19 protein-coding genes are annotated in these 20,546 nt (G+C 36.1%); 6 read left to right on the top strand and 13 right to left on the bottom strand.

From position 1 onward, the window contains the following. Positions 1-18: 18 nt before the first annotated feature. The 4 genes from ABWH96_RS10570 to ABWH96_RS10555 form a co-directional block, all read right to left on the bottom strand. Positions 19-906 (bottom strand): helix-turn-helix domain-containing protein, encoded by an 888-nt coding sequence (locus tag ABWH96_RS10570; RefSeq protein WP_375581418.1) that lies wholly within the window; start codon positions 904-906, stop codon positions 19-21. After that, the gene (locus ABWH96_RS10565; RefSeq protein WP_375581417.1) at positions 896-1,048 is read right to left on the bottom strand and encodes a hypothetical protein; all 153 of its coding nucleotides are present in this window, start codon (positions 1,046-1,048) and stop codon (positions 896-898) included. Before ABWH96_RS10565 ends, ABWH96_RS10570 begins: the two co-directional genes overlap by 11 nt. Next, the gene (locus ABWH96_RS10560) at positions 1,045-3,768 is read right to left on the bottom strand and encodes a DEAD/DEAH box helicase family protein (protein WP_375581416.1); all 2,724 of its coding nucleotides are present in this window, start codon (positions 3,766-3,768) and stop codon (positions 1,045-1,047) included. Before ABWH96_RS10560 ends, ABWH96_RS10565 begins: the two co-directional genes overlap by 4 nt. A 115-nt stretch (positions 3,769-3,883) precedes the next feature. Beyond that, on the bottom strand, positions 3,884-4,870 hold the full coding sequence (locus ABWH96_RS10555; RefSeq protein ID WP_375581415.1) for a tetratricopeptide repeat protein: 987 nt from the start codon (positions 4,868-4,870) through the stop codon (positions 3,884-3,886). Positions 4,871-5,578: 708 nt separating this feature from the next. On the opposite strand from ABWH96_RS10555, the gene ltrA reads away from it, so the two are divergent. Further along, positions 5,579-6,859 (top strand): group II intron reverse transcriptase/maturase, encoded by a 1,281-nt coding sequence (gene ltrA / locus ABWH96_RS10550; RefSeq protein WP_375578447.1) that lies wholly within the window; start codon positions 5,579-5,581, stop codon positions 6,857-6,859. 178 nt (positions 6,860-7,037) lie between these two features. Here ltrA and ABWH96_RS10545 read toward each other — a convergent pair whose 3' ends face one another. From ABWH96_RS10545 to ABWH96_RS10505, 9 genes are all read right to left on the bottom strand, one after another. After that, positions 7,038-8,105, bottom strand: coding sequence for a hypothetical protein (locus ABWH96_RS10545; protein ID WP_375581414.1), 1,068 nt, complete (start codon positions 8,103-8,105; stop codon positions 7,038-7,040). Beyond that, positions 8,098-8,451: a hypothetical protein gene (locus ABWH96_RS10540; protein WP_375581413.1), complete on the bottom strand. Its 354-nt coding sequence runs from the start codon at positions 8,449-8,451 to the stop codon at positions 8,098-8,100. Before ABWH96_RS10540 ends, ABWH96_RS10545 begins: the two co-directional genes overlap by 8 nt. A 60-nt stretch (positions 8,452-8,511) precedes the next feature. Then, positions 8,512-9,768 (bottom strand): restriction system-associated AAA family ATPase, encoded by a 1,257-nt coding sequence (locus ABWH96_RS10535; protein WP_375581412.1) that lies wholly within the window; start codon positions 9,766-9,768, stop codon positions 8,512-8,514. Further along, positions 9,765-11,066 (bottom strand): restriction endonuclease subunit S, encoded by a 1,302-nt coding sequence (locus ABWH96_RS10530; protein WP_375581480.1) that lies wholly within the window; start codon positions 11,064-11,066, stop codon positions 9,765-9,767. Before ABWH96_RS10530 ends, ABWH96_RS10535 begins: the two co-directional genes overlap by 4 nt. A gap of 110 nt (positions 11,067-11,176) precedes the next feature. Then, positions 11,177-12,778, bottom strand: coding sequence for an N-6 DNA methylase (locus ABWH96_RS10525; RefSeq protein WP_375581411.1), 1,602 nt, complete (start codon positions 12,776-12,778; stop codon positions 11,177-11,179). 2 nt (positions 12,779-12,780) lie between these two features. Beyond that, positions 12,781-12,978, bottom strand: a complete 198-nt coding sequence (locus ABWH96_RS10520; protein WP_375581410.1) for a helix-turn-helix domain-containing protein — start codon at positions 12,976-12,978, stop codon at positions 12,781-12,783. Between the two features lie 524 nt (positions 12,979-13,502). Then, positions 13,503-14,654: an IS91 family transposase gene (locus ABWH96_RS10515; protein ID WP_375581377.1), complete on the bottom strand. Its 1,152-nt coding sequence runs from the start codon at positions 14,652-14,654 to the stop codon at positions 13,503-13,505. 10 nt (positions 14,655-14,664) lie between these two features. Further along, positions 14,665-15,519 (bottom strand): tyrosine-type recombinase/integrase, encoded by an 855-nt coding sequence (locus ABWH96_RS10510; RefSeq protein ID WP_375578887.1) that lies wholly within the window; start codon positions 15,517-15,519, stop codon positions 14,665-14,667. A gap of 280 nt (positions 15,520-15,799) precedes the next feature. After that, a complete protein-coding gene (locus ABWH96_RS10505) occupies positions 15,800-16,324 on the bottom strand; it encodes a hypothetical protein (protein ID WP_375581409.1) in 525 nt (174 codons plus the stop codon). A 223-nt stretch (positions 16,325-16,547) separates the two neighbouring features. Here ABWH96_RS10505 and ABWH96_RS10500 point away from each other — a divergent pair, with 223 nt between their 5' ends. The 5 genes from ABWH96_RS10500 to ABWH96_RS10480 all read left to right on the top strand — a co-directional run bounded on the left by ABWH96_RS10500 (position 16,548) and on the right by ABWH96_RS10480 (position 20,510). After that, complete coding sequence (locus ABWH96_RS10500) at positions 16,548-16,886, top strand: PadR family transcriptional regulator (protein ID WP_375581408.1); 339 nt, start codon at positions 16,548-16,550, stop codon at positions 16,884-16,886. Then, entirely contained in the window at positions 16,886-17,554 is a 669-nt protein-coding gene (locus tag ABWH96_RS10495; protein WP_375581407.1) for a hypothetical protein, read from the top strand. The genes ABWH96_RS10500 and ABWH96_RS10495 overlap by 1 nt, the downstream gene beginning before the upstream one ends. Before the next feature lie 43 nt (positions 17,555-17,597). Continuing rightward, entirely contained in the window at positions 17,598-18,266 is a 669-nt protein-coding gene (locus ABWH96_RS10490) for a hypothetical protein (RefSeq protein ID WP_375581406.1), read from the top strand. Beyond that, entirely contained in the window at positions 18,263-18,913 is a 651-nt protein-coding gene (locus ABWH96_RS10485; RefSeq protein ID WP_375581405.1) for a hypothetical protein, read from the top strand. The genes ABWH96_RS10490 and ABWH96_RS10485 overlap by 4 nt, the downstream gene beginning before the upstream one ends. A 112-nt stretch (positions 18,914-19,025) precedes the next feature. Continuing rightward, the gene (locus ABWH96_RS10480; protein WP_375581404.1) at positions 19,026-20,510 is read left to right on the top strand and encodes a dihydrolipoyl dehydrogenase family protein; all 1,485 of its coding nucleotides are present in this window, start codon (positions 19,026-19,028) and stop codon (positions 20,508-20,510) included. Positions 20,511-20,546 lie beyond the last annotated feature (36 nt).

The following is a 20,546-nucleotide window of genomic DNA, read 5'->3' as shown; positions in this document are numbered from 1 at the left end:
ATGTGATTTTTTAGATAGTCAATCTCTAATTGAGGGAGTTTTTTTCAGTTTTTCCTGAAATTGAAGCGGGGTGATTTTAGTATGCTTTTTAAAAAAGCGAATAAAGTTAGAAGGTTCATTAAACCCCATTTTAAACGCAATTTCCTGAGATGTGTATTTCTGTTCTGAAATGTTTCGTTTTATTTCCAATAATAACCAGTTGTCTATAAATTCTTTGGCTGTTTTCTGACTAATTTCTTTACAAATTTCATTTAAATAATTGTAAGATACATTTAGCTTATCTGCATAATCTTTAGCATTATGTATCTCACTATAGTGTTTATTAATTAATTGTTTAAATAGATGGAAGTCCTTAAATCTTTGGGTATCAAAAAATTTATGTTGATTACAGGCAAGTCGTTTGATTTGGAAGAGCAGGGTCAAAAAAGCAGAATGAACAACTTCTGATTTCAAATTATCATCTATGTCTGTTAGTAAGCTTTCAATTAACTGCAATATAGGTTTCAAGCTAACAAAGTTTTCTTTACCGATTAGAATATTTGAGGTATGAAAAATTTGAAGAAAGTGAAATAAGTTTTTGTCGCTTGTATTTTGAATGATGAAGCTTTCTTCAAATAAAATCACATAGCCACTTATGGTAAGTTCTTTGTTAAATGAATGAACCTGTCCTTTGGTTAATGGAAGAATTACACCAGGTGATAATACCTCTTCTTTAAAATCCACGAAGTGGCTACTTTCTCCCTCTAAAACAATAATTAATGCATTAAAAGCTATTCGGTGTGGTTTAGATAAATCATAGTTACTTTCCGAAACGCGTTTGTATACCTCCTGAATTGAAACAAACTCAAAAGGTATGGCTTGTTTTACAAAACGTGAAAAAAGAATATTATCTATTTCATTTTTCATGAATCATTTCTTTTTTTTTATTGGTCATAAATAGTGGCTTCTTTCTGTCAACTTTCACCATTTTCGAAACCATCAATCCACCAATCGGAGGAAAGTTATCAAAGTCAGTTTTCTTAAATGTTGAGTGGAGTACTTTTCTCATTTCCACTTGTTTACGTGTTCTATTTCATCATCAAATTGTGCTGCTAAGGATTTTACTCTTGACCTTAAAAGTAATTTTCTACCCTCAAGCGACCTTGTAAAAACCAAGTCGCAAGAACCAACGAGTCGTTCCCATTGGTTTTTAAAATATTCTGCTAAGTTCTTGTTTCTTCCGAGTATTTCTGGAACGGAGTGATAATCCTTTTGCTTAACAAAAAGCATAAAAATGTTCTTTCTGATAATCACATATCTTGGATTGTTAATTGGTGAAATTACTTCTTGAAGTGCAGATATAAAAGTTGATTTGTCAAAAGTCGTCCCACCTTCTAAATGGCAGTAAATCGCACCCCAATTATCTACTGAGGTTTCTACCTTTAATTTTGAGTAGTCTGTATTTATGGCTCCTGCTTTGATTAAGGAGTTTAAGAGTGCATCCCCAATTTGCTGAATGTCTTTTGAAATATCTCGGTACTTGAAATATAATCTTAAGGTTTTAAAAGTAAGTCTTCCAAAAATAACCATTCCCATTGCTCCAAAAATTGCAAGGAATACATACAAATCTTGAGTAGTTTCTATGTCTCTTGCTGCTCTACTAAGTCCTTGTAGACTTTCCAAACCAAAACCGATCAATCCTGAACCCAAAGTCGCTAGAAGGTTTCGAATTGTTTTATTCAAATACATTGACTTAACGGCTTTGTATTCTTTTTCTTCTGAAAATGGAATTTTGATTTCTTCAACAAGTGTAACGCCTGTTTCAAGTGCCGTTTTCCATCTATGCTTTAAATTCTCTCTGTTTCCTGCATAAATGAACATTTCCACATTCTTTTTCTTTACTTCTTTACTGTGGTGTATGTTTTCTGATAAGTTCAAGCGTCCAATTCCGTTTTCAATTCCTGGCACTTCTTCGAATGAAACGCCCACAAAACTTCTAAATCGCCTTTTTAGTAAATCAAAATCGTCTCCACCTGTTGGCGAGGTTGGATCGATGCATGCCAAGTGCCAAATATTTCCTGTTTTATCTCCATTTCCATTTTGAGTTCTAATGGCTCTGCCACGCATTTGATTTGAAAGCACAAAAGAACCAACAAAACTTGCCAAGATTAATGAATTGATAGCTGGGGCATCCCATCCTTCTCCTAGCAAGGATTTTGTGCCTATCAAAACTTCTATTTCTCCACGTTGAAAAATTTGAGTTATAATATGAACAATATCGTGTTTTAGTTGCTCGGTTTGGTTTATTAATACGTAACTGTCGTCAAAAGGAACTGGACTTGAATTGATTTGAGTTATTCCATATTTTGCTGCCTTCGCTTCAAATGCAGCATAAGCACTAACTGGAATAATAATCATAGAACCCGTGAGGACTGCAATTCTTTTATTGTCCTTGTTTTCTCTTCTTAATTTTTCAAAGATTGGAATGATCCCAATTTTGTTCAATTCGAGATTGTTTTCAGACGCATTGATGAAAAATTCTTTTCGGATAAAGTCAGAAAGTATCACCAATCGCAAGTCTTTTCTCAATTGGTTATATTCAAAATCAACAATCTCTTTGATGCCGTTTAATTTGCTAATACTTGAAGTCAAAAATCCTGTTAGACGTTTGTTGTGCGAAAAGTTGATTTGTCGCCTTTCAATTGCTCCATATCTTCGTAGTCGGTTTTCAAGTGTTTTTTGATGCTCTTCAAATTCATTGAAATGCTCCTTTTCTTTGTATAGATAGAAATCTAAAAGCGTTTCAATCCATTCGTAATCAAGTTTGGGGATTTCAAACTTTTTATCGCCAATGACTTCTAGATGTGTTTCAGGTATTTCCTTTTCGTTCGATTCCAGATAAATCAAGCAAGCCGAATAATAGGAAAGATTGCTATAAATCCAATCCAAATGCTCCGTAGGATGTTGCCAAATAGGATGTTGCTCGATTGCCTGAATAATGGTTTCGTCACTTTTTATTTCCTCAAAAAGCTTTTCAATGTTCTGCCTGAATTCAACAATTTTTAGGCTTTCTTTTTCTGTTGGTAAAGTAAAATGAACGTAATCTTGATGCGGGCATAAATCCCCTTCAATCACTAATTCTGGTACTGAAATTTCTGTATCAACTGGCCCATTTAAGTCAATATAGCGTTGCCATTCTGTAGCTGTTACGTCATAAGGAGGTGTAGCGGTTAGGCCAACAATAATCGGGTCTAATCTATCTTTGACTTTTGTAAGCGTTTGCCACCAATCATTTTTTAAATGGTGAGCTTCGTCCACAACAATAGTTTTGATATTTTGAGATTTTAATCCACTTACAATACTTTCTAGTTCTGAGTTAGTGGATTTGCCATTTCCATTTTCTTCGTTTTCTTCTTCTTCATCTATTTCTTCTTCTTCAACTCTCCAATTATTACAAGCTGCGTGAAGTCCTTGATAGGTTACAACAGTCATAAATTTTGGATTGCGAATATCTCTCGAAATCCAATCAGGCGTCATGTTGGTTTGAAGAAAAAGTTCACAAAACCTTTGTATCCATTGGTTGCGAATTGCAATTGTCGGAGCAAGTATTAAAGTCGGTTTATTAAGTCGGATAGCAACTTCAAGTCCTAAAACGGTCTTGCCAGAGCCGGGCGGTGCAATTACGTGTAAGTGTCGGTCAGATAAGTGGTCTTGTAATTCGTCAAGCACTCGTTGTTGGTATTTTCTCCAACTATATTTGAATTTTATGTCTTTAGGATATTCTGTCAATCTGTAGTATGTTGTTTTAACTTAGGCAAAAAATTAAGCTCCTAAAAACTTTGGAGGATTAAAAGCTTCTTCTTAACCAATCTGATAAAAGTAGCAAAAAGAGAAAATTTTTCAATTACATGCAAGTCCTATATTGTTTGTAGCCTCGTGTTAGAAGCTTTTTTTTTATGTCCTTATACTTATTGTCCCGCTTATATTCCTTCCTGATTTTTTCTTCAAGTTGATCTGGGTTGAATCCCTTTTCAACTGCCTTTTCCAAAGATTTGAAGAAGTTGTCTTTATCATTTAAGTAGAAATAAACTTCCGCCATTGTTCCTTCAGCATAGTAAAACTCGGGATTCGTCTTAGTTGCTTTTATTGCATATTTCAGTGCTAATTCGAATTTGCCCTGTTTCTTGTAAATTTCAGCAAATCCATTGTAGAAAAATTCTTTTTGTTCAGCTTTTCCAATTGCAATTGCAGAATCTAAGTCTTTTAAGGCATTTTCAAAATTTGATTGTCGAGAAAAAATCATAGCTCTGGTATAAAAAGCGCCTGCATTCTGAGGGTTAAGCTCTAATGAAGTTTGAAGGTCTTCAAGTGCTCCTGTAAGATTGTTTTGATTTTTCAGAATTATTGCTCGTTGATGATATTGTTCTGAATCTTCTTCTAGATTTTTAAATGCCTTGTCAACATATTTCAGAGCTTTTTTATGCTTACCCATCACCCTCAAAACTCTTCCTTTATTGTATTGGGCATCTGAATTATTCTTGTCAATTTTTAAACATCTATTCAAATCTTTTAGAGCTTCCTTAAACCGATTTTGATCCATCAATATTGATGCTCTTTGGTAATAAGCAATAGAGTTTTTCTTGTCAATTTCTAAAGCTTTGTTTAAATTATTTAAGGAAGAGTCAAAATCATTTTTTTTGTAGTAAAGCGCACCTCTCATACTAAGAGCCAGAGAGTTTTCAGGATTCTTCGAGATTATGCTATCATAAATCTGTGAGGCTTCATCTAGTTCTTCTAAATCATATAGACAATTTGCCTTATGAAGGAGGATATCCAAATTATCAGGATCAATTTTTAATAGTTCTTCAACGAAATTCAAGGAGCTTTCCAAGTCTTCTTGTTCAGCATAAATTACTAAAAGTGCCTCGATAACTACCTTGTTCCCCTTTCAAGGACATAAGCATTTTTAAGAAGCCTCTCAGCCTTTTCAAATTGATTTTGTTCAATATGAACCATTGCTTCGGCTATAAGTTCAGATACTCTGTCCATTTGGTTTTGCTTCTAACGTTCCGTGTATGGTGTCGTAGCATCCCGCAGGGTGCTATGCACTATACACATTGTGTGTGCCTAGCATGGCACGAGTTGAAAGATACTCAGATTATCTTGAGGGTGCAAGTCCCTTGTATGCGAGCAGCGAAGCATACTAGCAAGTGGCAAGGTCGGTTGAAGCGATTCATTGACTGAAGGAAGCCAAACGGCAAATCCCTGTTCTGACGAACAGAAACTACATACGGAGGCTCAACAACCGTGGTCGAGCAAGCACATCATTGCAAAGGCCGTGCTGTCAGTGGTATTGAGTAGATGTAGCAGAAATAGGGAGAAAGATAAGTGCCTTACCTAGGGAGGTCTCTAGATGTCTGGAACATCAAAGAGAAGTCAGCAGAGGTCATAGTAATTGACAGCAACGAGCCTTGCAAAGCAGGGAAGCCTCACAAGTCAATGAAGGACCGAACATTGAATGCTGTTTTAATTCGGATAGGAGTCCGCTAATTGTGGGTAGCCTATCCTTAAGCAAACAGCTTGTAACAGATTAACGCATATGATAGAACAAGTACTTAAGCGTAAGAATCTGCTCAAAGCGTACCGCCAAGTGGTGCGCAATAAAGGAGCATCAGGAGTAGATGGCATGCCAGTCCAGGAATTAACCTCACATATTGAGGCTAATCGGGACAGGATATTGACCGACATCCTGAACCATCGCTATGTACCGCAAGCTATCAGAGGTGTTGAGATTCCCAAAAGCAATGGTAAAGTAAGACTGTTGGGAGTTCCCACAGTAACAGACAGGTGGCTGCAACAATCCGTTAGCCAAGTGTTGATGAGCAAGTATGAACTTGACTTTGCAGACCACAGCTACGGGTTTAGACCAGAGAAGAATATCCATAAGGCAGTGACACAAGCCTTGAAGTACATCAATGATGGATATCAGGACATAGTGGACATAGACCTTAAGGGATTTTTCGATGAAGTAGACCATGCTGTCCTACTGGAACTCCTCTACCAAAAGGTCAAATGCCGTACTACCTTGAGGTTAATCCGCAAATGGCTTAGAGCCCCGATATTAATTAACGGGAAGCTAATGAAGCGTAGGAAAGGAATGCCGCAAGGTTCACCCCTTAGTCCATTACTATCCAATATTATGTTGGATGTGCTGGACAAGGAATTTGTAAGAAAAGGATACAGATACGTCCGCTATGCAGATGATTTCAGTATATACACGAAATCAAAAGCAGAAGCCAAGAGGATAGGGAATGAGGTTTATTTGTTTTTACAAAGTAAGCTAAAACTACCTATCAATAGGGAGAAAAGCGGAATCAGAAGACCGAGCAACTTTGAGTTGCTTGGTCACGGGTTTGTACCTACTTACAAGAAAGGTGATAAAGGCAAGTACCAATTGGTAGCAAAGAAAAGCAGTTGGGGTTCGCTCAAGCGTAAACTCAAAGGGATTACCAAGAAAACCAGACCCTACAAATTTGAAGAACGTCTCAAGAAATTGGCAGAAATATGCAGGGGGTGGGTAAACAATTACCGCCTAGCGAGCATACAAGTCAAGCTCAAAGCCCTCGATGAGTGGCTAAGGAACCGACTTCGATATTGTATTTGGCACGACTGGAAAAAGCCAGAGAGAAAACGTAAAAACTTAATTCGCTTAGGGATTGATAAAGGCCAGGCATACGCATGGAGCAGGACGAGAAAAGGAGGCTGGGCAGTAGCCCAAAGTCCAATCTTGATCACCACTATCACTTTGTCAAGACTTAGGAGAAAAGGGTATGAATCAATGCTTTCCTATTACTTAAGGACGCAAGTAGTCATTCAATGAACCGCTGTATACGAGACCCGTACGTACAGTGGTGTGAGAGGCGCACCGTGGGCTTATGGCTCACGGCCGTCTACTCGATTGTGTTTTCGTGCTTTATTTTCTTTTTGTTTCAGCGTTGGCGAGAAAGCTCTTTGCAACCGCAGGAACGAGGATTGCAATGTGCTTGAACTTGTGTTGGCTAATCATTAATTTTCGAGCTTCCAGCCACCTCTCCAATCGCTTTCACCAAATACGGATTTGATTTTAAACTCTCTAAATATGGGGCTTTTAAAAAGCCCAGTTGATCATCAGAATCATCCTCTATTATGTCATCAAATGCATTTTCCACTGAGTAATCATTAATCTTTTCTTTATATTTTCTGTAGTGTTTGTCAACTTTAGTAAACCAACTAATTCGATTACTACTTATTCTTTCAAAGTATCTTGATTTGATGTCAAATATTCTATCCCACGATTCAGTTTTATCATCTTTCAGGTTAAAATCTACTTTGATTTCTGATTTAGTGATTTTGTTTTTTAGACCATCCGTTGGTTCAATCAGTTTTTTTAGGGCTTTTTTATCCACATCAACAGTTACTTCAATACTTGGATGAGTTTTAGCAAAGGGATAATAAACAGGCTTGCCCTCCTTGAGCACATCCACTTCTCCTTTTTCATCTGAATTACAAGTTGTACAGATTGGAACCAGATTGTTAAAGTTGGTTGAAGAGAAGGGGTAGTGTTTTTGTGGAAGATAATGGTCAAATGCTGATCGTCCTTTTGAATAAATTGTTTTTAGGTCTCCGAAACCACAGCAAGGACAATCAATGAAACCATTTTTCAAGTTCAATTCATCATAATAAGTTTTCTTTTCTCCATATGTATCTCGAATCACTTTCCAACCTAAAAATCTTGTGTATAATTCTTTGAAGAATGGTTTGACCACTTTAACTAAGTCTTTATTTAAAGTGCTCAGTGCTATTGGAGTAATTGTTCCATCACAGAGTTCTTCAATCTTATTATTATTAGCAAACGCTTTTTTAAAACCCCCTTTTTCCTGAGTTGTTAGTGATTTACAAACTTTGTAAATGGCCTTAACCTGTTCTTGAAACCAAGGTTGATCTTCGTACAAGGCTTTTAGTTCGTCATTGAGTTTGCTTTTACATTGCTTTTTATCTGCCTTACACCATACTTCATTAACCAAATACTCAATCAAGTTATGAACTTTGTAGATATCGTGTGATATGGGCTTATAGACTTTAAGCATCAGTATCTTCTAATTCATTTAGTCGTGTGAACAATAGTATCTTCTCCATAGAATCTCCTAGATGATTTGTGCGCATTTTGTATTCCTGAACTTCTTTTGCAGATAATTTCTTTCTTTTCGAAATTTCCTTCTGGATGTCTTCTATTTCTTTTCTTGAAAGGTCGCCAATAGTGTTTCGTTTTTTGAATATGTTTTCCATGATGATATCAACAGAAGTACCATAAGTTCTAAAGTTCATATCCCTGGCATTTATGGGTTGTTTTCCCTTTTCAAAAGCAATTACCTTATCAGGATAACAATCTGAAATAATGAAAGGCGAGTGAGATGTAATCAGGATATCCGTCATTAGGTTGTTGCTTTGTGAGTGATCTAAACTCCTCTTTACGGTTCGGATAAATTTTGAACGTCAATTTGGGTTAAAATGTGTTTCAGGCTCATCCAATAATAGTAAAGCACTCTTATCTTTCAACATTAAACAAATTCCCAAAGTGTGCAAAAACTGTTGTTCTCCATCTGACAGGTTCTTCATGAGTAATGGAACGACCTCTTCTGAATCAGGATATTTTTTCTTGATATAGTAATCTAGAAAATAAAAGACTTTTTCTTGAGGTTCTGGATTTGGCACCTTTCCATCCGTATAAAATCCTTTTGATTGATATACATCAGATTTAATTTCAGGCTTTACAGTTCGATAGTTTAAGGTGTAAAGAATTTGAAAAGCCTGAAATAGTTTAAACGGGTTGTTTGAAAAGTTGGCTTTGAAAGCTTCTTTGCTTGCTGAATTAATCCAGAAATCTAAAGTTAGTTTGTTTTTCTCCTCGTAACATGTCGTTGCGCAACGTTTAAAAGCATCTAAAACCTCTTTGTATTGCTCAAGAATTTCTTTGTTTTCATGGGTGTGCAGATTTAGATTCATTCGGAAACGAATAATATCAGCAATTCCTAATTCTTTGTGCAAAGGTTCTAGGACTTCTTTTTTCTGAAAGACTAAATTGGCTAAAAGAACCGCCTGACTCATTTCGTAATCAACGTATAGCAAGCTGCTTTCGGGTTCTTTATATTCTGCTTTCTTTTCTAGAGCAACTCGGTATTCATCAAAGTGAAGAAGTCGAGTTTTCAAAAAAGGAATACTTAAAATTTCATTTTCACCCGAAGAATACCCTATCACTAAATCTGGTAAGTAACGTTTTGCAGGTGCAGGCTTTGTGGCGAACTTTTCTGCAACGACAGAAACAGGAATAGGCTCTTTCTCAAAAGGAAAGGGCTGATAAGTCATTACTGGAAGACCATCTTCCTTTTTACTTTTTTCTTTCTTACTAATACAAACCTTGATTAAATTTTCAATTTTATATTCTTTATCCTGACAGATATAATATTCCAATTCAAAGGCATTGGGTTTGCAAATTTCAGGTTTAAAATTGTCTTGAAAGTTTTCGGGTTGATTGACATTTGCGCAACTCTCGATATGATAGAAAATATTAGCAAGTGCTTCTAAAACATTTGATTTTCCGCTTCCATTTAATCCCGCAAAACAAAAAGGGTGAAAATCTGACCAATCTATTTGATCAGGGATTTGATCTTCATATGGTGCTCTGAATTGAAGTTTGAATCCTTTTTTAATACTTCCATAATCTGAGTTGATATGTAATTTTAGAAGCTTCATTCTGCAACTTTGAGTTTTATTTCATTTTCATCCAATACCTGTTCAATACTTCCATCTTCTAGCAATTCTCTTAACCTGTCCCAAGCAAGATCATAAGATTCAAACTTGTCAAATCGAGGCTCTTTGCAATTAATCCAATTCAACAAATACTTTAATCGGTTGCCTTGCTTCAAATCTTCTTTAGTGAAGTTATGCAAGAGTGTTTCAAAGACTTCGTCTTCATCTATTTCTTCATCCTTAAAAGAACTTTGCAAATAAGCTAGAAAAAGCGTCTGTAGAAATTCTTGTTGTTTTTCTAGTTGAGATCGGATTTCTTGAAATTTCAGATAGGTTTCTTCATATTTTATTTGTAATTCAATTGGAGGAAGTAAAATAAGCTGTTCAAGAAACTTAGACCCACTTATGTTAGCAAGGTTTCCCGATAATCGTGCTTTATTTCTTAAGACCATTTTCCCAAAATCAGAATTAAAAAAGCCTGATAGATAATAAGGGTTAAGAATGTCTTCGTTTAATTCTAGTTTTACTAAGTATCCCGCAAACGTGTATCCAGTTCCTTGATTCCATACCGCAATTTTCCCAACTAATTCAGGGCTATTCGTTCTGTTGAACAAAACATTGCGATTTTCTAAGCGAAACGTTTTTTCTTCTTTTTCTGATAGCTCAATCCATTTTAAATCGTTAAGATCAGTTTCACCAGAATATGTTAGGTTATTCATACGAAGCATAGGTTTTCCCCTCCCGCTAGAGTTCGATTTTTTTCCTATACCTTGAATTCTATTCTTAACACCTTTGGATTCTTTTAAAGATTTGTATTTCCATTTTGCTGATTTTTCAAGAAACATCTCTAAAAAAACAGATCGGATGTAATTGTCTAGTAATTTAATTGTATCGACTCGTTTATCAATAAGCTCTTGAATTCGATTGAGTCGACCGACGATCTTGTATTGATCTTCAAAGTCTTTTGGGAAAACAACTTTAATTCGTTTGATGAGTTTGTTGTTAAGCATAGATAAAACAGAGGTATTGGCCTTGTTTTCCAAAATCCTTTTATTCAATCTAATCCAGTAGTAAAATAATTCAGGAAGAATGATGTCTTCATTTACAAGTATTCCCGTCAACTGCTGATTTGATGCAACAGGCTTTTTTACAATTGCTGTTTTCCCTATATCTCCTATCGTAGAAATAAGAACAGTTCCTGGTTGATATAGAAAAGCCTTTCTATCTTCAAGAGCTAATTCAGAAATTTTTCTTTCGGAGTCCTCAGCAAGTTTTTGTCCCTTTAAATCTGAGGGGCCAATCCAAGCAATGTCTCCATCAAAATATTCAGGATTGGAGGTGGGGGGGGGTTTTACCTGTTTTTAATTCTAATGCTAGTTCACCGATAGTATATTCTACAAACTCCATAGCATTAAAAATTTCTTAACTCTTCTAGTCCTTGGTTGATATCTAATTCCAGTTCAGAAATTTTTTTTAGAATCTTTTCAGAGGGTTCAAACTCTTGTGGTTCATAGACAAAGTCCTTGTACAAGTTGAAGTTCAATTCAAAACCATTGTCTTTAATTTCTTCGAAAGGAATGCTAAAATGAACCAATTTTCTATCAGACTGATTTTCTTGTGTTCTGTTTTTCCAATGATCTATTACATTAGGTAATGGTGATTCTTTCAGTCTTTTTCTGTTAGAATCTAAAGTGTAACCATCTGAGTCCATTCCATAAAACCATACCTCTGTGTTTTGTGGCTTGTCAGAACCGTTTCTCCATTTACGTTTTGTAAATAATAGGATAGAAGTTTTGACTCCTGTATAAGGCTGAAATACCCCACTTGGCATAGAAATTACACCATCCAAATTACAGTCAGTCATTAGAATTTCACGAACCGCTTTGTGTGCTTTTCCAGAGTTGAATAAAACTCCTTCCGGTACAATAACAGCGGCTCGTCCGCCTTCTTCCAACATGTAAACCATCCTTTCCAAGAATAGTAATTCAGACTGTACTGTTTGTTTTTTGCGTTTAGTCTCTTCTCTGTCTTCATACGCAGGAGGATAAATACGATCTAAATTTTCGCTTACTCTTGGACTATCAATTTTTCCTGTGAATGGAGGGTTTGCCATTATGTACTTAAACTGTCCAAGCAAAGCTGGGTTAGCAAGTGATTTTTTGTCTTTTGGATCTAAAGTCACGGATAGACGTTCTGCTTCCCATTTTTCATAAGCAGTAGATAGAGAGTCTAAGTAAACAATATGAGGTTTTGAGATGCCGTGCATCATTAAGTTCATAACTCCAATGCGAACCATAGTTCTATCAATATCAAAACCGTAGAAAGTATCTTCCTCTAATTTTTTTCTTTGGTTTTTGGTCAGTTTATCTCCGTCAATTCCTTTCATTAAACCATCATCATCTGGTTTAACAGTTTTAGAATACTTGGTGATTAGGTACTGATAAACTCCAACTAAAAATCCTCCCGAACCAGATGCTAAATCCAAAATTTTACCATCCAAATCTGGATCAAGCAATTCAGCCATCATATGAATGATATGCCGAGGAGTTCGGAATTGTCCATTTTTACCAGCTTCGGATGTGTGTTTTAGAAGATGCTCATAAACGTCACCTTGTATATCATGAAAATGCTGATTCTTGTTTTTTATTTCATTATCGATATCCTCGTATATAGAATCGATAAATTCAATGGCATTCCTAAGCAAGTTTGGATTATCTATGTCAAATGCAGCGTTAGACATTGCTTGAGCAAAAGGTTCATCTTCCTTACTTAACTCAGTTTTAATGAACTGAAAGACATTTTTAACTCTATTAACTAATTCTTTGTCATTTTTGAGTTTACTGTAATTACTCCATTTATAATTATCATCAACAGAAGAATTAAAATTTTCCAATCGTTTCATGAATAACAAATAGGAAATTTGCTCAATGGCTGCTATTGGATTTGAGAATCCTGACGACCAGAGCCGATCCCATAAGTTTTGAACTTTATTTTGTATTTCTTTCGAAAGCATAATTACTTCTCTTTATTTGATATTATTAATTCGCGTACATCAACGTTTAAAATGTCAGCTATCTCATTTAGGATTTCAAGTCTAGGTTGTTGTCTGTTTTGTACATAGCCATTAACCATATTGTAACTCTTTCCGAGTTTTTCAGCCAACCAAGTTTGCTTAATTCCTTTCTCTTCAAGCACTTCCTTTATTCGGTTCATTTCCGTCTAAAATTATCCTTCCAAGATAATATTTAATTTTCAACTATCTCGTATTTCAATATAAAAACCGTTCGAATTATTATCATCCTCCGAGCGTGGGGAGATTTTAGCTCTTTTGGTTTCTCAGAGTGGCAAAGAGCGTTGGAAAAAACCAAATGTGCTAAAATGTGCGGCTGGCTTTTTTTCGCATGAAACACAACATTATAGCGTTTTATTCATCGTTCTCTAAAAGTAAATAAAAAAAGATAAAATCCCCATTTCTGTTAATGTGATTTAAGAGCATTAAGAATGATGAATAAAACGTTGTTGGACTGAGCCGATGGGACTATGGGCATTGTATGTGTGTACTAGCTGCCGAAGCCTCACCCTGCCAATAGATAGCAGGGTTTTTGCCAGTTGGATGCTGATTTTGAGGGCTCGGTTTCATGCTAAGCTTTATTTATTAGACGTAGTTTTCCTGTTGAAGCTTTTCTCGCTTCTTGTAAAAGCTACAATCTTTCAAAGAACTGTCGGTTAGTTTAATACTAGCCAGGTGTTTTCTGTTTTGGCAACGGTACTGCCTTCATACTTTTTGTCTTGCATTTAGGACATTCAGCAGGGTCGTTCCCTGTTATTTGCCTGTACACTTCCAGGCCGTTGAGCCCTTCCAGCACAGGAAAGTAGGTGACCTTATTAATGATAAGGTTACAGTCTTCCCTGGCCTGTTTAAGGTTGGACAAGGACATAAAACCAAAATACCTGATTTTGCAAAACCCGTCAGGCAGGACATGCTGCATGAACCTTCTTATAAATTCTTTCGCCTCTAGGCTCATCACTTTTTTCAAGCCACCACAACGGTAGTCTTTATACCAAAAGCTCACCTTTCCATTTTGATGGCTTTTGATCCTTTGGTTACTTATGGCGACCCTATGGGTGTAATTACCTAAGTAATTAATGAGATTTTCCGAGCATTTAAAAGGCTTTTCGCTGTAAACCACCCATTTGGTCTTATAACACTGCTGTTTTAATTGTTCAAAGTGGGTGCCTGTAGGTATTTTGAGCCGGTCATTCTTGAAGGATGCTTCTAACAGCTTGAGTAAAAGACCCCTAAACACAGCACTTAGCACCTTCACGGGCAAGAAATAGTTGGGGTTGGAAGGAATCCATTCCCTTCCATCTTCGGTCAATCCTCCCGCAGGCACTATCATATGGATATGCGGGTGATAATCCAGGTTTTGTCCCCAGGTATGTAATATTGATACCGCACCTGCCTTTGCCCCCAGATACTTGGGGGTTTTGGCGCACTGCATCAAGGATTGGCCAGCTGCTTTAAAAAGTGCGCCATAAGTCAATTTTTGATTAATATAAAACAGCTTGTTCAAGCAGTGAGGCACGGTAAAGACCAAATGAAAATACTTGGTGGCAGGCAGGTTTGAAGCCAGTTTGTCGACCCATTTGGCCTTTCTTATAAATTGGCATTTTGGACAATGTCGGTTTCTGCACGAGTTGTAGGCCTGCTGATTGTACCCACAATTATCACAGCTGTTAATATGCCCTCCCATAGAGGCACTCCTGCATTGGGTGATGGCCTGATAGGCTTTCTTTTGTACGGGGCAGAGTTTTGCGGTATTCAAATAATCCGCTGCGTGTTCAATGAAGATATCAGCCAGTTCTGTTTTCTGTCTTTTGTTTTCCATCGCACCATTTTTAAACTTTCATATTGTCTAGAGGGGAGCAAACACTAGCTGGGTCTAGCTTAGTAAGATGCAGGTAGGCCGTAGTGGTCTTTAGCGAGGTATGCCCCATAAATTGCTGTATCAGCCGTAAGTTCACGCCTTGCTCCAACAGGTGTGTGGCAAAAGTGTGGCGCAGGGTATGGAAGGACACCGCTTTTTTAATACCGGCAAGTTCGAGCTTGTTCTTTACGATTTTAGCCAGAGTGGTTTCTGACAGAGGCTTCCCTTTGCTGTTTTGAGGTTCAAACAGGTACTTCTCGGGACGTGCAAATTTATAATAAATACGCAGTACCTCAAGTGTCTTGCGTGAGAGTAATGTGTAACGGTCTTTCTTGCCTTTACCCTGCATGACCCGAACCTGCATTCTTTGAGAGTCGATATGATTAGGCAGCAGGTTCAAAAGCTCATTTCTCCGCAAGCCTGATGAATAGGCCAACATAATAATAGCCTTATGTTTTAAGTTGCGGTTCACGTTGATCAGCCTTTCCATTTCCTCAATGGAGAGGACGATCGGAAGCCTTTTAGATTTTCTAGGACGTCTAATCTTAAAATCTTCCCACTCCCTTCCCAAAACATCGGTCTGCACTATTTTAAATGCACTGATGTACTGGTTCACAGTAGAGGCTGACAGGCCTTTTTCTATCACTACCTTGTGAAGGTAGTCTTTAAACTGTGAAAGGGTGATGGTCTCGAGCGGTAAACTGCTCACTTTGGCCATGTGGGACATCAGTGAACAATAGGTGTTTACTGTGCGAAAACTGTAATTCCGGAATTCCAGCTCTCTTTTGAGATGCTCTAAGGCATTGCTTTTTGTTTGAGTTTTCATAATGGTAACTTGTTTGTTTACCATTACAATTTAATCATACCTCATTTTACCGTTTCCAGGAAGAAACGGTTTAGTTCAACGTTTCGCTAAATACACCATAAGGTACACTTACCTGCCAATATCAGCAGATATATGCACCTAGTACACTTATTTGCTTTATATTTTCAAGCAATCTACTGAAAATAATAGTCAATAAAAAAGCCTTATAAATTGGGCTACGCCAGTATATAAGGCCTTATACTTTTAATAACGATTAAATCAAGCAGGTCTGTGTACCAATCTACTTTGAAAAATCCTGATTAAAAGCATTCCCATTTTTCGGAACTTCTATTTTAATAAACTGATGCTCCGTGGTCTGATGACATGCATTACATGATTGTACTAATAATTTATAAGAGTCAGCAAAAGCTTTGGCATCCTGATCGTGGATCGATTGCTCCACTTTTTCAAATGAGGGGTTCGTCATAGTACCTACCAATTTAGAAATATCATAGCCTTCATCTACTACTTTCGCTTTTTCTATTTCTTCTATGGTTTCTTCAATTTCATGAGCATAAAATTCAGATAGCTCCCAATTTTCATTGCTTCCTGCCAGATATAACTTATGGCTATATCGCTGCATATAGGTCATAGCTTTAGCTAATTCATAATGTTCCTCTTCCTCTCCTTCTTCCATACTGCTCTGTACAGTTTCACTTCGTTCATTTTCTATAGAAGTATTTAACTCTGCAATACTGATATAATTCATAATGCCAATTACTAGGGCTATAATGGCTAAACCACCACTTAATACATTTTTATTCATGTGTATATTATTTGATTTCAACGGTCACATGGAATTCGCGATAAATATTCATCAGGCGGTTGGTATAAATTCGCCCTCGAATATTTATGCTCATTTCATGTTTATTTGATTTTATAATGAATGACTAGCCAAATTTAGAATTGTTTTAAATAAGAACGAAATAATCAAGAATTTTTTTATACCTAATTTGCTTATGCATAGGATAATTTTGTATACTTGCATTATGGCAAATCAGCAATTGATCAAAGGGAGTCTGTCCACCATCGTTTTGCATTTATTGCAAAGCTCGGGTGAAATGTACGGTTATGAAATTACGCAGAAAGTAAAACAACTAACTTCGGATGAAATCAAGCTGACGGAAGGTGCCCTCTATCCTACCCTGCATAAGCTAGAAGCTGAAGGTACGCTTACTACAGAAAGCAGAAAAGTAGATGGTAGGGTAAGGAAATATTACCGACTTACAGAAGATGGAAAGAAAGCCACTGCTGAAAGAATGGAAGAATTGGAGGCTTTCCTAATGAATATGCAACGCGTTCTAGGACTTAACTTAAAATTAAGCTGATGAGAACCTTATCAATCGAACAAAAAGAGAAGTTGGCTCAGCACATTGCTAAAAAGCCAATTGAATACATTGAGCTTTACAATGAATTATTTGATCATTATGCCTCTGCTTACGAGAATGGCGAAGAAACTCTTGAAAAAACCATAAAAAGACTGGATGAGCATTTTCACTACCAAAGAGTGAAAAGAATCAATGCCAATTTATTGAAAAAGACTAAAAAGACTGTCAATGAGATTTACTGGAAAGAATTTAAGAACTTTTGGAGGTGGCCTCAGATCATAAGTACATTAAGTATTTTATTTTTAGGATTCATGTTATTAGAATTCTTATCAATTAAATTTATTTTGTGGTATGTCATAATTCCACTATTGGTCTTTAATGTGGGTTTAATTGTATATGGGCAAATTTTAAGACAAAGAAAAAAACACGGAAATAAAAAGTTTGAGTCTGCTCATTTTCAGGCTACTCAGCATTATTTAAACTTACCAACTAATATTTTTAATTTATCTATATTTCTACCCATTTTGACTTTAGAATCTTCTTTTTCAAGGATTCAATTCTTCGAGAAATATTCTTTAATAGTATTAATACTAATGATAACGTTTTTCACTGCAGCATACATTGGGTTTAAAGTATTTAGTAGCAAAATAAGAGTACAATACCTATGAAATCATCGTCTTTTAAAATGATTTTTAAACTAAAATAAGGCTTATGAAAACTTTAACTTCAGAGCAAAAAACTCAATTGGCTGAACATATTGCAAATAAACCTATTCAGTACATTGAACTTTACAATGAATTATATGATCATTATGCCTCCACTTATGAAAAAGGTGAAAATGATTTCAAAACCACTTTAGAAAATTTAGACCAAGAGTTTGATTATTTTAAGCTTGTGAGTATCAATATGAATTTAGTGGGTAAAACCATGAAAACAGCAAATAAACTCTATCTCTCAGAGTTTAAAAAGTTCTGGAGATGGCCACAAATCATATCAACTCTAGTCGTTATTTTATTAGGATACACACTTATAGAAATACTTCCTATGAATTTCATTTTTTGGTGTATTCTAATACCTCTTTCAGCGTTTACTGTGGGAATCCCTGCTTACGGTTATATCTTATCTAGATTAAAAAAATATGGAAATAAAAGACTTAATTCTGCTCATTTAAGTGCAACTACTCATTTTCTGATTCTACCGACCTCAATCTTCAATATGTCAGCAATGTTCCCTGTCTTGATTTTAGAACCTTATCAACCTAGACAAGATTTTTATGTGCAATATCCATTAGTACCTCTGTTTATGATCTTATTATTCTTTTCATTAGCCTACATTGGCTTCAAATTATTCAGAACTAAAATCAAAGTACAATATCTATGAAACTATCAGCAGAACAAATTGACCAAATAAAATCATGGATCTCAAAGAGAGGATTTACGCATACCGATGTTCAATATGAAATAATTGACCATGTAGCTTCTGCTATTGAAGATAAAATGGAAGGAAAACCTGAATTAGACTTAGAAACAGCTTTTTCTGAAGTCCATAAATCATTTGGGATTTTCGGTTTTCAAAGTTTTGAAGAGTCGATTGCGAATCGATTGAATAAAGAACTTTTACGCTCCTACTGGACTGCCACTAAAAACATTCTGTTTTCCTCTAAAATTATTATTCCAATACTCATCTTTATCATCATAAATCTAATTTCACAAAAAATCCCACAGTATTTTGATCAAATCATACTTAGCTCTCTTTTTGGATTCTGTATTTTTACACTGGTTTACATTTTTATAGTCAGAAGATTAAAAAAACACTTAAAATCCTATCTAAGTTTTAAAATGGCTTCTGGTATTATACCAATACTAGCCGTCACTATTTTCAACTTAAGGTTTCTCCTGCTAGATTTAGTGAATCCTATTTGGACAGCTAGCATGATAGGGATTTTAGTCATTGCTATATGGTCTGTTTTTTTAGGAAGCAAACAAATGATTCGCAAAACAGAAAAATTACATAAGCTTTATCAATGATATCGATTTGAACTGCATCTATATTTAAGAAGGTTATTACAAAACCTTAGATTTAATATATCCTTTATAATCTCAATAAATTATTATATTGTGACATAAATAAAACATGTTTATGGAGCATTATGACTTGGTGATTATTGGAGCAGGCCCTTCTGGCTATGCTGCTGCAATGCGGGCAATCGATCTAAAAAAGAAAACTTTATTGATTGAAAAAAACATCCTGGGTGGGGCTGGCATTACCAATGGTGCTTTATCTTCCAAAACCCTTTGGGAACTTTCAAGAGATATGCTGGCTTTCCGTAAAAATTTAGATCGCTATAATCTGGAGCCACCAAAAGCAGTTTGGAAAGAAATTCAAACCGAGGTTCAAAATGCTGTTAAAGAAAGAGTACATTTACTAAATAGTCATCTTCACGAGCTCGAAAACAGTTCAAAATATTCTCCTTACATCAATTTTATAGAAGGTGAAGCTTCCATTATCAGTGAGCATTTGCTAGAGGTAGAGACCTCAAATGAGCGAGTAGCAGTTGAAACTGACTATATCATTATCGCAACGGGTAGCAGACCGAGATACCTACCCAATATTCCGATCGATGAGGAGCACATTCTGACCAGTGATGGAATCGAACAAATGAATGATTTCCCTGAAAGCATGGTGATAGTCGGTGCAGGGGTCATTGGCTGTGAATACGCCACCATATTCTCCAGTTTTGGCCAAACGAAAGTCTATTTAATTGATAAAGGAGATAGCATACTTCCTTTTGAGGATCCTGATGTGGTGGCTGTAATTGAGAAAAACCTTGAAGCTCAAGGTGTACATATCCATCGAAATTCTTCCTTATCCCATATGGAAAGAAAGGATGGAAAGGTTCATTATACCCTAGATTTTTCGGATGGCCACCAGGAAACTTTCGAGGTGGATAAGGCTTTGGTCTCTGTTGGCAGAGTGCCAAACTATGAAAACTTGTGGAAGGAAGCCGTTCCAGTTAAAATGGGACAAAGAGGTGTGGAAGATGATGATACCAAAACCTCTGTTAAGAATATTTTTGCAGTGGGTGACATAACCGCTGATATCAATTTAGTGAATGTAGGTGAGCTGGAAGGAAGATATGCAGTAGAGAAAATCTTTGGTTCGCCTAAGAAAAAATTGGTTTATGAGAATATCAGCACCATTATGTTTTTGAACCCTGAAGTGGCTGGAGTTGGCTATAATGAAAAAACGGCTCAAGAAAAAGGACTGAATTATAAAGTGGTGACTACTGATTACTCAACTATTGCCAGAGCAGTTGCCAAGCGAAATACGCAGGGCTTTATAAAACTATTGGTTACTGATGATGAGGAAATGCAAATATTAGGAATGCGGGTAGTGGGCGAACAAGCTTCTGCTGCCATTCAAACTGTAGCCTTGCTCATTAGCATGGAAAAGGGAATTGAAGAATTAGCAGAATGTGTACACCCCCACCCAAGCATAACAGAAGGAATTCAAGAATCAGTGAGGGCATTATTAGGAAAATCAATTCTTAAATCTGGTTTACTGCAAGATAAAGTTAATTGTTATTGTTACGATTGCAGTAAACAAGAAAGAGTAATGATATAAATATGATAAGCGGTTTAACAATAAGCTCTTGAGAAG

It is taken from the genome of Marivirga tractuosa, from assembly GCF_042140215.1.
GTDB classification, from domain to species: domain Bacteria; phylum Bacteroidota; class Bacteroidia; order Cytophagales; family Cyclobacteriaceae; genus Marivirga; species Marivirga tractuosa_A.
Note: the sequence above shows the minus strand (reverse complement) of the source record. Positions and strands in the feature narration are given on the sequence as shown.

Coding starts and splice junctions, on each gene's coding strand:
- ABWH96_RS10545 (WP_375581414.1), bottom strand. CDS start 8,105: ATGCTTAAAGTCTATAAGCCCATATCACACGATATCTACAAAGTTCAT.
- ABWH96_RS10505 (WP_375581409.1), bottom strand. CDS start 16,324: ATGAATAAAAATGTATTAAGTGGTGGTTTAGCCATTATAGCCCTAGTA.
- ABWH96_RS10570 (WP_375581418.1), bottom strand. CDS start 906: ATGAAAAATGAAATAGATAATATTCTTTTTTCACGTTTTGTAAAACAA.
- ltrA (WP_375578447.1), top strand. CDS start 5,579: ATGATAGAACAAGTACTTAAGCGTAAGAATCTGCTCAAAGCGTACCGC.
- ABWH96_RS10485 (WP_375581405.1), top strand. CDS start 18,263: ATGAAACTATCAGCAGAACAAATTGACCAAATAAAATCATGGATCTCA.
- ABWH96_RS10565 (WP_375581417.1), bottom strand. CDS start 1,048: ATGAGAAAAGTACTCCACTCAACATTTAAGAAAACTGACTTTGATAAC.
- ABWH96_RS10520 (WP_375581410.1), bottom strand. CDS start 12,978: ATGAACCGAATAAAGGAAGTGCTTGAAGAGAAAGGAATTAAGCAAACT.
- ABWH96_RS10500 (WP_375581408.1), top strand. CDS start 16,548: ATGGCAAATCAGCAATTGATCAAAGGGAGTCTGTCCACCATCGTTTTG.
- ABWH96_RS10510 (WP_375578887.1), bottom strand. CDS start 15,519: ATGAAAACTCAAACAAAAAGCAATGCCTTAGAGCATCTCAAAAGAGAG.
- ABWH96_RS10515 (WP_375581377.1), bottom strand. CDS start 14,654: ATGGAAAACAAAAGACAGAAAACAGAACTGGCTGATATCTTCATTGAA.
- ABWH96_RS10525 (WP_375581411.1), bottom strand. CDS start 12,778: ATGCTTTCGAAAGAAATACAAAATAAAGTTCAAAACTTATGGGATCGG.
- ABWH96_RS10540 (WP_375581413.1), bottom strand. CDS start 8,451: ATGACGGATATCCTGATTACATCTCACTCGCCTTTCATTATTTCAGAT.
- ABWH96_RS10480 (WP_375581404.1), top strand. CDS start 19,026: ATGGAGCATTATGACTTGGTGATTATTGGAGCAGGCCCTTCTGGCTAT.
- ABWH96_RS10495 (WP_375581407.1), top strand. CDS start 16,886: ATGAGAACCTTATCAATCGAACAAAAAGAGAAGTTGGCTCAGCACATT.
- ABWH96_RS10535 (WP_375581412.1), bottom strand. CDS start 9,768: ATGAAGCTTCTAAAATTACATATCAACTCAGATTATGGAAGTATTAAA.
- ABWH96_RS10490 (WP_375581406.1), top strand. CDS start 17,598: ATGAAAACTTTAACTTCAGAGCAAAAAACTCAATTGGCTGAACATATT.